General features: G+C 67.8%; 10 protein-coding genes. 8 read left to right on the forward strand and 2 right to left on the reverse strand.

All coding sequences use genetic code 11. The features are described 5' to 3' along the window. Nucleotides 1-185: 185 nt before the first annotated feature. From ACK3BB_RS22295 to ACK3BB_RS22325, 7 genes are all read left to right on the forward strand, one after another. Nucleotides 186-1,868 (forward strand): ABC transporter substrate-binding protein, encoded by a 1,683-nt coding sequence (locus tag ACK3BB_RS22295; RefSeq protein WP_428928845.1) that lies wholly within the window; start codon nucleotides 186-188, stop codon nucleotides 1,866-1,868. 36 nt (nucleotides 1,869-1,904) lie between these two features. Next, a complete protein-coding gene (locus tag ACK3BB_RS22300; protein ID WP_428928846.1) occupies nucleotides 1,905-2,882 on the forward strand; it encodes an ABC transporter permease in 978 nt (325 codons plus the stop codon). Further along, on the forward strand, nucleotides 2,866-3,792 hold the full coding sequence (locus ACK3BB_RS22305) for an ABC transporter permease (protein WP_428928847.1): 927 nt from the start codon (nucleotides 2,866-2,868) through the stop codon (nucleotides 3,790-3,792). The genes ACK3BB_RS22300 and ACK3BB_RS22305 overlap by 17 nt, the downstream gene beginning before the upstream one ends. Nucleotides 3,793-3,795: 3 nt before the next feature. Continuing rightward, the gene (locus ACK3BB_RS22310; protein ID WP_428928848.1) at nucleotides 3,796-4,809 is read left to right on the forward strand and encodes an ABC transporter ATP-binding protein; all 1,014 of its coding nucleotides are present in this window, start codon (nucleotides 3,796-3,798) and stop codon (nucleotides 4,807-4,809) included. Then, nucleotides 4,806-5,846: an ABC transporter ATP-binding protein gene (locus ACK3BB_RS22315; protein WP_428928849.1), complete on the forward strand. Its 1,041-nt coding sequence runs from the start codon at nucleotides 4,806-4,808 to the stop codon at nucleotides 5,844-5,846. Before ACK3BB_RS22310 ends, ACK3BB_RS22315 begins: the two co-directional genes overlap by 4 nt. 52 nt (nucleotides 5,847-5,898) lie before the next feature. Beyond that, nucleotides 5,899-7,248, forward strand: a complete 1,350-nt coding sequence (locus ACK3BB_RS22320; RefSeq protein ID WP_428928850.1) for an LLM class flavin-dependent oxidoreductase — start codon at nucleotides 5,899-5,901, stop codon at nucleotides 7,246-7,248. Nucleotides 7,249-7,670: 422 nt separating this feature from the next. Further along, a complete protein-coding gene (locus ACK3BB_RS22325; protein WP_428928851.1) occupies nucleotides 7,671-8,999 on the forward strand; it encodes a cytochrome-c peroxidase in 1,329 nt (442 codons plus the stop codon). A gap of 17 nt (nucleotides 9,000-9,016) precedes the next feature. Here ACK3BB_RS22325 and ACK3BB_RS22330 read toward each other — a convergent pair whose 3' ends face one another. Together ACK3BB_RS22330 and ACK3BB_RS22335 are read right to left on the reverse strand one after the other, a co-directional pair. Next, a complete protein-coding gene (locus ACK3BB_RS22330; RefSeq protein ID WP_428928852.1) occupies nucleotides 9,017-10,486 on the reverse strand; it encodes a CRTAC1 family protein in 1,470 nt (489 codons plus the stop codon). 86 nt (nucleotides 10,487-10,572) lie between these two features. Next, nucleotides 10,573-11,850: an ROK family protein gene (locus ACK3BB_RS22335; RefSeq protein WP_428928853.1), complete on the reverse strand. Its 1,278-nt coding sequence runs from the start codon at nucleotides 11,848-11,850 to the stop codon at nucleotides 10,573-10,575. 208 nt (nucleotides 11,851-12,058) lie between these two features. On the opposite strand from ACK3BB_RS22335, the gene xylF reads away from it, so the two are divergent. Continuing rightward, nucleotides 12,059-13,078: a D-xylose ABC transporter substrate-binding protein gene (xylF, locus tag ACK3BB_RS22340; protein ID WP_428928854.1), complete on the forward strand. Its 1,020-nt coding sequence runs from the start codon at nucleotides 12,059-12,061 to the stop codon at nucleotides 13,076-13,078. Nucleotides 13,079-13,111 lie beyond the last annotated feature (33 nt).

Here is a 13,111-nt window from a genome sequence, read left to right on the forward strand (position 1 = left end):
GCATTCACTGTCATCAACCCGAAACAAACCCGTTTGACAGGATAAAAAACGTTTACCGAAGGCCATCACTCGATCAAGAATAAATAAAACACGGTTTCAATGAGTGAAAAACGGTACCCTCTCACCAGGCCCCCAATAAACCTGCGGCTGCACGAATGGCCGCCGACCCCAACAAGGAGAACGACATGACGGATGCAGTAACACGGCGCGGCATGCTGCGCAGGACGGCGGGGGTCGGGCTGGCCCTGGGCCTCAGCGGCCTGGCCGGACAGGCCATGGCCGAAGGCGACCCGGTCCGCTCGATCGAATTGCTCAGCCGGACCCAGGCGGCCAACCCCCAGCAATACCAGGCGGCCGAGCTGATCGCCCAGATCTGGGGCGATCTCGGCCTCGACGTGACGGTCAAGGCCCTGCCCAACACCCAGCTGTCGGATTCGGTCTGGTACAACCGCGACACCTGGGACACGACGATGTGGCAGATGGTCGGCCGGCCGGAACGTTCGGACCCCGACGAATTCGTCTACAACCTGTTCCATTCCTCCACCGCGCCCACCGGCTACAACTTTGTCGGCTGGTCGAACGAGGAATACGACGAGGTCGCCGAACAGCAGCGCCTGGTCGTCGATCCCGACGAGCGGCTCAAGCTGATCACCCGGGCCCAGGAGATCGTCAACGAGAACCAGCCCTATGCCTTCCTGGTCTACCCGACCAAGGTCTTCGCCTTCGACAAGACCGTCTTTGACGAGACGACCGTGACCGAACAGCCGGGCCTGGGCATCAAGAACTTCCACACCTTCACGGACATCACCCCGCTGGGTGACCAGAAGGACCTGATCATGAACAGCTCGAACGAGCTGAACGCGCTGAACCCGTTCTACATCTCGGGTGCGGCCGACAGCTGGATGACCGAGCTGATCTGGGACCGCATGATGCGCATCGGGCCCGACGGCCTGCCCAAGCCCTGGGCCGCCGAAAGCGTCGAGTGGAACGACGAGGGCACGGTGGTCACCCTGACCCTGCGCGACGGCATGACCTGGCATGACGGCGAGCCTGTGACAGTCGAGGACGTGGTGTTCTCGTTCACCGCGCCGCAAAAGGACATGGTCGCGCCGATGTACCAGCCCTTCGTGTCGGGCATCACCAGCATCGAGACGCCGGACGACAAGACCATCGTCATGACGCTGGACAAGCCCAACGCGGCCTTCGAGACCTCGACCCTGGCCAAGCTGAACCTGGTGCCCGAACATGTCTGGGGACCGCTGGTCGACGGGCTGGCCGAAGGCGAAACGGCGGAATCGGTGGTCGAAGAGACGCGCATCGGCTCGGGTCCGTTCAAGTTCGACCGCTGGGTGACCCAGCAGGAAGTCGTGCTGAGCGCCAATGCCGATCACTGGTCGGCGCCCAAGCTGGACCGGGTGATCATGCGCATCGTGCTGAACGTCGAAGCGGCCCTGGGCATGCTGCGCTCGGGCGAGCTGAACTTCATGTCCGACTATACCGGCGACCCGCAGCTGCTGATCGACGCGGCCGACCAGGACGGTGACATCGCCGTGGTGGAATCGGTGGACATCGGCTTCCAGTACGCGGCCTTCAACGCCCGCCGCGCGCCCTTCGACGACCCGGCCTTCCGCAAGGCCCTGTCGACGGCGATCAACCGCGAGCTGATCCGCAAGGCGGCCTGGAACGGCTTTGCCAAGACGGCCAACAGCCACGTGTCGACCGCGCTGCCCTACTGGCACGCCACGGGCACCGACGACATGGAAACCGGCATGGACCTGGCCAAGCAGATCCTGACCGACGCCGGCTATTCGATCATCGACGGCAAGCTCTACTACCCGGACGGCGTGACCGAACCCTTCGCCGACTGACCTGACGACCTGACTTAAACCAATGGAGTGCCCGGCATGAAATACATCCTCAGCCGTCTCGCGCACATGTTCCTCGTGCTCTGGGCCGTGGGGACCATCCTGTTCTTCATGTTCAGGCTGATGCCGGGCACCCCTCTGGCCGCGTTCATCGACAACACCACCACGGCCGAACAGCAGGACGCGCTGATCCGCCAGTTCGGTTTGGACAAGTCGCTGGGCGAACAATACTGGCTGTTCCTGACCAACGCCCTGCAGGGCGACCTGGGCCGGTCGTTCTTCTTCAAGCGCCCGGTGACCGAAGTGGTCATGGAAGTGCTGCCCAACACGATCATCCTGACGATGACCTCGCTGATCATCGCCTATATCTTCGGCGCGCTGGCCGGGGCCTACCTGGCCTGGCACCGCGGCCGCTGGATCGAGGGCATCGGCATCCCCATCGCCCTGACCACCCGCGCGGCCCCGGAATTCTGGCTGGGCATGGTCATGCTCGCCGTCTTCGCCTTTGGTCTGGGCTGGTTCCCGGCGGGCGGGGCCAATACCTCGGGCGCGGTGTTCCAGAACGAATGGGCACGGGTCTTTTCATGGGATTACCTGCGCCACCTGACCCTGCCGGCCCTGACCCTGGCGATCTACCTGCAGGGCCTGCCCCTGCTGCTGATGCGCTCGAACATGCTCGAAGTGCTGCAGGAAGAATTCATCACCATGGGCCGGATGAAGGGCCTGTCCAATTCGACGATCCTGCTCAACCACGCCGCGCGCAACGCGCTGCTGCCCGTGGCCACGGCCTTTGCCCTGGGCATCGGCAGCGCGGTGGGCGGCAACGTGGTCGTCGAAACCGTGTTTTCCTGGCCGGGCATCGGCCGGCTGCTGGTCAATGCCGTGGCCGCCAGCGACTACCCGCTGGCCCAGGGCGCCTTCCTGATCATCACCTTCGTGCTGATCATCATGAACTTCATCGCCGACATCACCTATCACCTGCTCGATCCGAGGGTCCGTTTTGCCGCAAGCTCCTGATACAACCCTCGCCATCAGCCGCCCGCGCACCAATCCGCTCAGAAGCCTCGGCCGGGGCATCGTCAAGACCCTGTCGGTGGCCCGGCGCGATCCCTATGCCGCGGCCGGCCTGGCGATCTACCTGGGCTTTGCCCTGATCGCCATCTTTGCCGACCAGCTGATTCACAACGACCCGCTCGAAATCCTGTTCACGCCCGATTACGACCTGGCCCGCAACCTGCCTCCCAGTTCCGAGTTCTGGCTGGGCACGACCTATTCGGGCCGCGACATCTATTCCCAGCTGATCATGGGCACCCGCTCGGCCCTGATCGTGGGCCTCACGGCGGCCTTCTGCGTGGTGGCCATCGGCACGGTCATCGGCCTGATCGCCGGCTATTTCCGCGGCTGGGTCGACACCCTGCTGATGCGCCTGGCCGACGTGGCCCTGGGCGTGCCCTTCCTGCCCTTCGTCATCGTGCTGGCCGCCTTCCTCGAACCGTCGCAATGGAACGTCGTCATCGGCATCGCCCTGCTGCTCTGGCCCAACTCGGCCCGGGTCATCCGCGCCCAGGTCATGTCCCTGCGCGAACGCGCCTTTGTCGAGGCCGCCCGGGTCACCGGCGCCGGGCCCTGGCGCATCCTCTTCGTCCACGTCGCGCCCAACGTCCTTGCCCTGTCGTTCCTCTATGCCTCGGTCGCCGTGGGCTGGGCCATCCTGACCGAAGCCTCGATCAGCTTCCTGGGCTTCGGCCCCTCCGACACCGTGTCCTGGGGCTATATGCTGCAGGACGCCTATGCCAGCCAGGCCCTGGGCCGCGGCCAGTTCTATTGGTTCGTCCCGCCCGGCCTGTGCATCATCGCCATCGTTGTCGCCGGCTTCTTCATCAGCCGTGGCTACGAGGAAATCCTCTTTCCGAAGCTGAAGGCCTGAGCCATGAACCTGCTGTCCGTCGACAACCTGTCCATCGAATACGTCACCCCGCGCGGCGTGGTGCGTGCGGTGGACGGGATCAGCTTCGAAGTGCCGCGCGGCAAGGTCATCGGCGTGGTCGGCGAATCCGGCTGCGGCAAGACCACCGCCGTGCGCGCGATCACCGGGGTCATGCCCTCGGTCGCGCGGTTCGGCGGCGGGGCGATCCGGTTCAAGGGCGAAGACATCGTCACCCTGCCCAAGTCCCGCCTGCGCGAGCTGCAATGGCGCCAGGTGTCCTATGTGCCGCAATCGGCCATGAACGCGCTGGACCCGGTGTGGAAGGTCGGCAAGCAGATCGAGGAAGTGCTGATCAAGCGCGGCGGCTACACCTGGCGCGATGCCCGCAAACGGTCGGTCGAGCTGTTCGACATGGTCGGCCTGGAAGCCAAGCGGCTGAAGGATTACCCCCACCAGTTCTCGGGCGGCATGCGCCAGCGGGCGTCGATTGCCCTGGCCCTGGCCCTGGATCCCGACCTGGTCATCGCCGACGAGCCGGTCACCGCGCTGGACGTGGTGATCCAGCGCCAGGTGCTGGACACGCTCAACCGCCTGCAGGCCGAGTTGAACCTGTCGGTGCTGCTGGTCACCCATGACATCTCGGTCGTGGCCTATGTCTGCGATTACGTCGTGGTGATGTATGCCGGCCAGATCGTCGAACAGGGCCCGGTGCAAGAGGTCCTGAACCGGCCCAGCCATCCCTACACGATCGGGCTCTACAATGCCTTCCCGGAACTTTCCGGCGACGATCATGAACTCTCGCCCATCGAAGGCACGCCCCCGGACCTGCTGAACCCGCCCGAGGGCTGCCGGTTCCGCGCCCGCTGCCCCTTTGCCACCGCGGGCTGCGAAAAGGCCCAGCCGCAGATCGCCGTGGGCGCCGATCACCAGGCGTTGTGCCACCGCGCGCCCGAGGCGGAAGCCCTGCGCGAAAAGGCCCGCCATACCGCAACCTGGACCGGAGTGGCCGCACAGTGACTGCAACCGACATGATCCCGCCCGCCAGCCCGGCCGACCCGACGCCCGGGCCCGCCACCGCCACGCCGCTGATCGACGTGCAGGGCGTGTCGCGCCGCTTCGAGCTGAACCGCTCGATGGGTGACATCCTGAAGGGCCGCTATCCCACGGTCGACGCCGTGTCCGATGTCTCGCTGACCCTGCACAAGGGCGAGGCCGTGGGCATCGTGGGCGAATCCGGCTGCGGGAAATCGACGCTGGGCCGCATCCTGGTCAAGCTGATCCCGCCGTCGGGCGGGCAGGTGGTCTTTGACGGGGCGCCGATCGAGGACATGGACCGCAAACAGGAGCTGGCCTTTCGCCGCCGCGCCCAGCTGGTCTTTCAGAACCCGTTCGACGCGCTGAACGCCCATTTCACCATCCGGCGCAGCCTGTATGAACCGCTGCACAACGCCAAGATCCCGGTCGAGGAACATGACGAGCGCGTGGCCGAGGCCATCCGCATGGTCCATCTGCCCTCGGCCGACCACATCCTGGACAGCTATCCGCACCAATTGTCGGGCGGCCAGCTGCAACGGATCGTGCTGGCCCGGGCGCTGGTGCTGCGGCCCGAATTCATCGTGGCCGACGAGCCGGTGTCGATGCTGGACGTGTCGGTGCGGGCCGGCATCCTCAATGTCTTCCGCCAGATCCAGCGCGACATGGGCCTGGCCGCGGTCTTCATCAGCCACGACCTGGCGCTGGTGCGGTATGTCTGCGAGCGCACGATCACCATGTACCTCGGCACCGTTGTCGAGGACGGGCCGACCACGGACGTGATCGCCAACCCGCTGCATCCCTATACCCGCGCGCTGGTGGCCGCCGTGCCGGTGCCCAATGTCGACCAGTCGCATGACCCGCTGCCGATCAAGGGCGGCATTCCCGACGCCCGCAACCCGCCGTCGGGCTGCCGCTTCCGCGACCGCTGCCCGCTGGCCCAGGACCGCTGCGCGGCCGAACGCCCCGTCCTGCGCGAGGTGCGCGCGGCCCACAAGGTGGCCTGCCACTTCGTCGACTGACCCATTCGGGCGGCGCGGCCGCCCTGTTCAAGTAACGTGAAAGGCTCGATCCATGACCAGGAAACAACTCAAACTCGGGGCCTTCTTCTCCTCCGGCCATCCCGCCGGCTGGCGCCTGCCCGAAGCCTTCCCCGAAACCGACATGTCCTTTCCCAATTACGTGCACATGGCCCAGACCGCCGAGCGCGGCAAGCTGGACTGCATCTTCTTCCAGGACACCGTGGGTGTGGTCGGCGGGATCGGCGAAAACGCCACGCCGACCAAGTGCCGCATCGTCTGGCCGGAACCGGCCACGCTGATCGCCTCGCTGGCCGCCGTGACCAAGAACATCGGCCTGATCTCGACGGCCACGACGACCTATTCCGAACCCTATACCATCGCCCGGCGCTTCGGCTCGGTCGATTGCATCTCGGGCGGGCGCGCGGGCTGGAACGTGGTGACCTCGCAGGTCGAGCTGGAGGCAATGAACTTCGGCCAGGAAGAGCACATGGAGCATGGGGCGCGCTACGAGAAGGCCGAGGAATTCGTCGATATCTGCTTTGGCCTCTGGGACAGTTTCGAAGACGGCGCCTTTCTGCGGAACAAGGAAACCGGCGTGTTCTACGACCCCACGCTGGCCCATGAGCTGAACCACGAGGGCAAGTATTTCAAGGTCAAGGGCCCGCTGAACCTGCCGCGCACGCCGCAGGGCCGGCCGGTGATCGCCCAGGCCGGATCATCGGAGGTCGGCATCCGCTTTGCCGCCCGGGCGGCGGACGTGATCTTTACCGCGCAGAGCAACATTCCCGATGCGCAGGCGTTCTACACCCAGGTCAAGGACAAGGTGGCGTCCTTCGGGCGCGATCCCGACGACGTCAAGATCCTGCCCGGGCTGATGCCCATCCTCGGCGCGACGATGGACGAGGCGCGCGAGACCTACGACAAGCTGATCTCGATGACCTCGGACGAGGTGTCGATCCGCTCGCTCAACCATTACTCGGGCGGCATCGACCTGACCAAGCTCGACCCCGACATGCCGCTGCCCGAACTGCCCGTGGCCAACACGGCCAAGGCCCGCCAGGCCCAGATCGTGGCCAAGGCCCGGGCCGAGAACCTGACCATCCGCCAGACCGCCCAGTTCGTGGCCGTGGCCCAGGGCCATCACACGGTGGTCGGCGATCCGGCCACGGTGGCCGACCTGATGCAGGAATGGCTGGAGGCCGGGGCCTGCGACGGGTTCATGCTGATGTCGCCGTTCTACCCGGTGCCACTGGAACGCATCGTCGATCACCTGGTGCCCGAATTGCAGCGCCGGGGGATCTTTCGCACGGAATACGAAGGCACGACCCTGCGCGACAGCCTGGGCATCCCGGTGCCCGAGAACCGCTACACGGCCGCGGCCCGCGCCACCCGCGCGTCCTAGGTCGCCGGGCCTTTGGCCGGGGCGGCACCGCCCGCGCCGGCCTTACACTGGATCAGGCGGCCGGTGTTGCCTTGCCCCGGGCACGGTCACCGTCTGCCGGCTTGGTATCGTTCCCTGTCCCATCGGCGGGCAGGGCGGGCATTCAGGCGCCAGTCACCGCGCGGCCTCTCACCGGGCACAGGGATCGCATTCCCCTTGTCCCATCGCGCCCCGTCACCGGGCACGGTCCCGAATGGCGCATACGGCCCGGGCCCGACCATCGGCGGCCGCCTTGGCATCTCGCCCATCGCTTGTCGCAGGGCCGGGCGGCATGGCATAACCTCGCCTGCAACAGGGGGAGGAGAGCAACCATGCGCAGGCAGCGATCAGCCGGGGCACGTCGGCGGGCATCAACGCCCCGGGCGCGGGCCACACGCGGAACCATGGCCATCGGCGCGGCGCTGACCACGGCCGTCGCGCTGGGGCTCATCGGCCCGGCACGGGCCGACGCGCCGCTGCCCCGCCCGGTCACCGATGCCGATTTCATCGCCGTCGACCCGGATGAGGCCGCGCTTGGCCAGCTGCTGTTCTACGACCCGATCCTGTCGGGCAACCGCAACATCGCCTGTTCCACCTGCCACCACCCGCGCTTTGCCACGTCCGACGGGCTGAGCCTGGGGCTGGGCGAGGGCGGCGAGGGCCTTGGCCCCGACCGCCATGCCACCGGGCGCAACCGGCCCGAACAGCGCATCCCGCGCAATGCCACGGCCCTGTTCAACCTGGGCGCCCACGAATTCACGACCCTGTTCCACGACGGCCGCATCCAGGCCGACCCGACCCGGCCCAGCGGCATCCGCACGCCGATGGACGAAGAGATGGTCACCGGCTTTTCCGGCATCCTGTCGGCCCAGACCATGTTCCCCGTCCTGTCTCCCGACGAAATGGCCGGCCATTATTCCGAGAACGACGTGGCCAAGGCCGTGCGCTCCGGGCGGATCACCGGCGATGGCGGGGCCTGGGACCGGATCTCGCGCCGGGTCGAGGACATCCCGGCCTATGCCGAGCAGTTCCGCGCGGTCTATCCCCACGTGGCCGACGGCGCGCCGGTGCGTTTCACCGATATTTCCAATGCCATCGCGGCCTTCATCGCGCTGGAATGGCGGTCGGACAGCAGCCCCTTTGACGCCGCCCTGCGCGGCGAGGCGCCGCTGACCGGCGCGGCGGCCGAGGGTGCGGCGCTGTTCTATGGCGAGGCCGGCTGCGCCGCCTGCCATTCCGGGCCCTTCCTGACCGATCACGCCTTTCATGCCATGGCCGCGCCCCAGCTGGGGCCGGGCAAGGCCGAACGCTTCGAGCGCCATTCCCGCGACGACGGGCGCATGCGCGTGACCGGGCGCGAGGCCGACCGGTTTGCCTTTCGCACGCCATCGCTGCGCAACGTGGCGCAAACCGGGCCCTGGGGCCATGCCGGCAGCCACGACGACCTTGGCGCCTTTGTTGCCGACCATGCCGCCCGGGCGGAGGGGTTGCAGCGCTATGCCCGGGCCGTGGTGCTGCCCGATCTGGACGAGACCAAGCCCGATTGGGTGGTGCTGGACGATCCGGCCCAGGTTGCGGCCATTGCCGCTGCCGCCGGGCCGGGCACCGTGCTGGACGACGGGCGCATCGCCGCGCTGGTGGCCTTTCTCGACACGCTGACCGACAGGGCGGCCATCGACGGGCGGATGGGTGTGCCGGCCCGGGTGCCGTCGGGCCTGCCGGTCGATCAATAGGCCCCGCCCGGCCTCGTTCAGTCGCGGCGCACCCGGGTCAGCGCATCGGGCGCGGCCGGTTGCCAATCGCCCTGCGTGCCATCGGGCCAGGTGACGCGCAGCTCGGCCGCCGTGTCCGGGCCCAGGCCGAAATGCAGGGGCAGGGCGCTGCCCCCGGCATGGCCGCCGCCGATGGTGACCTCCTGGGCCTGCACCTGCCCGCCGCTGCGCAGCTCGACCCAGGCACCGATGGCATGGCGATTGGCCCCGGGCTGGGCCAGGGCCACGCCGGCCCAATGCCCGGCGTCCGGGGTCACGTTGCGCCACAGCTCCATCGGCGCCCGGCGGTTGACCACCACCAGGTCCAGCAGGCCGTCGCCGTTGAGATCGGCCAGCGCGGCGCCCCGCGCCCGGTCCATCGTCGCGATGCCCGCCGCGGCCCCGGCCTCGGCAAAGCGCCCGTCCGACCCCTGCATCAGCAGCGAATTGGGATCATGCATCGCCATCGACGGCATCTGGTCGACATTGCCCTTGGCAATGAACAGATCGGCTCGCCCGTCATTGTCGACATCGCCGAACTCGGCGTGCCAGCCGGTCGACGGCCGCCCGTCATCGCCGGTATGGGGCCGGTGCGCCGTGGTCCCCTGCTCATAGGGCGCGTTGTCAAAGCCGTCGCCCCGGTTGAACTGCAACAGCTGGTCGCCCATCGAGGTCATCATGACTTCGGGCAGGCCGTCGCCGGTCAGATCGCGCGAGGCGATGCCCATGCCCCACAGCGACACCCGGTCCCAATCCTGCCGTTCGGCCAGGGGCGTCAGGCGGAACATCTGCTCATAGCCGCCGCTGACGTAATAATGCCGGTCGTTCGACAGGCGCAGCTCGGGCGTGCCGCTGCGTTGCCAGTCGGAGATCAGCGCCGACAGGGTGCACCAGCCCGGCGCGATGGTTTCGGTCGCGCCAAAAGCCCGGCCCCGGGGGCGGATCAGCTCGCTGGTGTCGCAGGCCTCGAAGGGCCCGTCGGGATCGGCGCGGTCGACGTAATTGCCGAAGAACACGGTGGGCCAGTCGGCCCCGGGCTGCCAGGTGGCGGCAAAGGCCGTGGTCCAGGCGTCGCGGACGGGCAGGGACCAGGCCGCGGTGGCATCCTCGAACCGGCAGTCGCCCAGGCCCCGCAACATGACATTGGGCCCGACACGCAGCACGGCCAGGTCCATCAGCCCGTCATTGTCCACGTCCAGCGGATAGGCCCCGGTCACGCCTTCGAGCGGGGCGATCGAGCCGGAGACAAAGCGCAACGGCCCGCCGGGCGTTGAATCGTTGACCAGCAGCGCGGCGGGCGACGTGCCCCCGGCGGCCAGAAGGTCGGGCCGCGCGTCACCGTTGCAATCAAACACCGCCACGCCGCCGCCGACGAAATGCTCCCAGCCGCCGGTGTATTCATGGGCCAGGGGCAGGCCGGCGGCATCGTCGACAAAGGCCGGCCCGGCCAGCGCGGGACCGGTCGCCATGCAGATGGCGACACAGGCAGCCAGGCAAACGGGCGCGCGGGCTGTCAATCCGGCGCGCAGGCCGATGGACGGCAGGCAGGGCGTGATCATTGCGCGGCGACCTCCTGTCCCGATCCCAGCATCTGTTCCGTCAGGTCCTGCAAGGCCAGCGCCGCCGCACCATGGGCCCAGATCATGTCACCCCAGGCATGGATTTCCAGCGCCGGCGCCGCCCGCCCGGTTTCCAGCATCATCGTCTTCATCTCGGCCAGGGTCTCGCCGGCATAGAGGTAATCATAGCGCATGCGCTCTCCCGACAGGATGATCAGCTGCGGATCGAAAAGGTTGGCCACGTTGGCCATGGCCAGCGCCAGGTAACGCCCGGCCCGGCGAAAGATCGACTGTGCCGCCCGGTTGCCCGCCTTGGCCTGTTCGAACAGGCTTTCCAGCAGCACGTTGACCGACCGGGTTTCCGGGTCGGGCAGGTTCAGCGCCGTGCGCGCCTCGCGCACCAGGGCGTAATCGGCCAGGTAGGCTTCGAGACACCCCCGCTGGCCGCAGCGGCACAGCGCCCCGTCGAGCTGCACCTTGGTGTGGCCCAGCTCCATGCCCATCGACCGCGCCCCGCGATAGAGCCGGTGGTTGATCACGAAGCCCATGCCGACCCCGTGTTCGATGGTCACCACGGCAAAATCCGACAGCGACCGGCCGGCCCCGAACCACAGCTCGGCCAGGGTCACCAGGTTGGTGTCGTTGTCGATCAGCACCGGCCGGCCCAGCCGCTCCGACAGCAGCGGCGCCAGGGCCACGCCGCGCCGGTCGAGGATCGGCGACCAATGCACGATACCCGCCCCGCCGTCGACAAAACCCGGCGTGCCCACCCCGATCGCGGCCAGCTCGCCCGGGTCCAGCCCGCCCTTGTCGCAGACCTCGCGCATCAGGGTTTCGGCCGCGTCCAGCGTGACCTCGACCGACATCGCCCCGGGAGTGCGCGAGATCGCGCTGCTGGCCATCACCCGCCCGGAGAGATCGACGACAACGGCCGTGCTCTCGCGGTCGGAGAGTTTCATGCCCATGACATATTGCCCGCCCGGCCGCACCCGCAGTGCCACCGCCGGCCGGCCGCGCGCCCCGTCGCCCTCGCGCCGGGCGGTGACCTCTTCCAGCAGGCCGGTCTCGATCAGCTCGGAGGTGATCGTCGTGACCGAGGCCGGGCTGACCCGCAGATCCCGGGCCAGCTGCACCCGGGGCACCTCGCCAAGCGCGCGCACATGTTCGAAAACCTGCTGGCGCAGCGGCCGCTGCGCCGAGGTGACCGGCTGGATCAGCGGCCCGCAACCCAGCGGGGCCCCCGCCGGAGCACCACCGTCGGCGGCTTCCGGCATTAGTTTACTCATTGAACAAAAAAGCCGGCTTCACGCACCGCAACCCCTCCCATTTCGCTGCATTGCAGCGAAAGTCACCGTGTTTTTCGCTGAATGCCAGTGTGATCGGCGCATCTTAATTTGACAACTAAATTTATTCGGGACAAGTTGAGCCCGCACCGGCGAGTCAGCCGGTCCTTGCCCGCAAGGGCGACCTAGGGAGGTTTACATGTACAAGACTTTGCTGGCCGCGACGGCGATGTCGCTCGGCCTTGCCGCATCCGCATATGCGCAGACCGTTGGCGTGTCGTGGTCGAATTTCCAGGAAGAGCGCTGGAAGACCGACGAGGCCGCGATCAAATCGGCCCTGGAAGCGGCCGGCGCGACCTATATCTCGGCCGACGCGCAATCGTCGTCGTCCAAGCAGCTGTCGGATGTCGAATCGCTGATGGCCCAGGGCGTCGACGCGCTGATCATCCTGGCCCAGGACACCCAGGCCATCATCCCGGCCGTGCAGGCCGCGGCCGATGAAGGCGTGCCGGTCATCGCCTATGACCGCCTGATCGAGGACGACCGCGCCTTCTACCTGACCTTCGACAACGTCGAGGTCGGCCGGATGCAGGCCCGTGCCGTGCTCGAAGCCCAGCCCACCGGCAATTACGTGATGATCAAGGGCTCGCCCACCGACCCCAACGCGGATTTCCTGCGGGGCGGCCAGCAGGAAGTGCTGCAGGCGGCGATCGACGCCGGTGACATCACCATCGTCGGCGAGGCCTATACCGATGGCTGGCTGCCGGCCAACGCACAGCGCAACATGGAACAGATCCTGACCGCCGCCGACAATGCCGTCGACGCGGTCGTGGCCTCCAACGACGGCACCGCCGGCGGCGCCGTGGCGGCGCTGACCGCCCAGGGCATGGACGGCATCCCGGTCTCGGGCCAGGACGGCGACCACGCCGCGCTGAACCGCATCGCCCGCGGCACCCAGACCGTGTCGGTCTGGAAGGATGCCCGCGACCTGGGCAAGCGCGCCGGCGAGATCGCCGTGATCCTGGCCGGTGGCACCGAGATGGCCGGCGTCGAAGGCGCGGCCGAGTGGACCTCGCCCTCGGGCACCACGCTGACCGCCCAGTTCCTGGAGCCGGTCCCGGTGACCGCCGACAACCTGACCGCCGTGGTCGATGCCGGCTGGATCACCAAGGACGCCCTGTGCCAGGGCGTGTCCGACGGCCCCGCGCCCTGCAACTGATCACCCTGCGGCCGGCCCGACCCCGGGCCGGCC

The sequence above is a fragment of the Marinibacterium sp. SX1 genome, from assembly GCF_050389775.1.
GTDB lineage: Bacteria > Pseudomonadota > Alphaproteobacteria > Rhodobacterales > Rhodobacteraceae > Marinibacterium.

Bases quoted from the DNA above. Each gene is read 5' to 3' on its own strand.
- ACK3BB_RS22295 (WP_428928845.1), top strand. From the start codon at position 186: ATGACGGATGCAGTAACACGGCGCGGCATGCTGCGCAGGACGGCGGGG.
- ACK3BB_RS22300 (WP_428928846.1), top strand. From the start codon at position 1,905: ATGAAATACATCCTCAGCCGTCTCGCGCACATGTTCCTCGTGCTCTGG.
- ACK3BB_RS22310 (WP_428928848.1), top strand. From the start codon at position 3,796: ATGAACCTGCTGTCCGTCGACAACCTGTCCATCGAATACGTCACCCCG.
- ACK3BB_RS22320 (WP_428928850.1), top strand. From the start codon at position 5,899: ATGACCAGGAAACAACTCAAACTCGGGGCCTTCTTCTCCTCCGGCCAT.
- ACK3BB_RS22325 (WP_428928851.1), top strand. From the start codon at position 7,671: ATGGCCATCGGCGCGGCGCTGACCACGGCCGTCGCGCTGGGGCTCATC.
- ACK3BB_RS22330 (WP_428928852.1), bottom strand. From the start codon at position 10,486: ATGGCGACCGGTCCCGCGCTGGCCGGGCCGGCCTTTGTCGACGATGCC.
- ACK3BB_RS22335 (WP_428928853.1), bottom strand. From the start codon at position 11,850: ATGCCGGAAGCCGCCGACGGTGGTGCTCCGGCGGGGGCCCCGCTGGGT.
- xylF (WP_428928854.1), top strand. From the start codon at position 12,059: ATGTACAAGACTTTGCTGGCCGCGACGGCGATGTCGCTCGGCCTTGCC.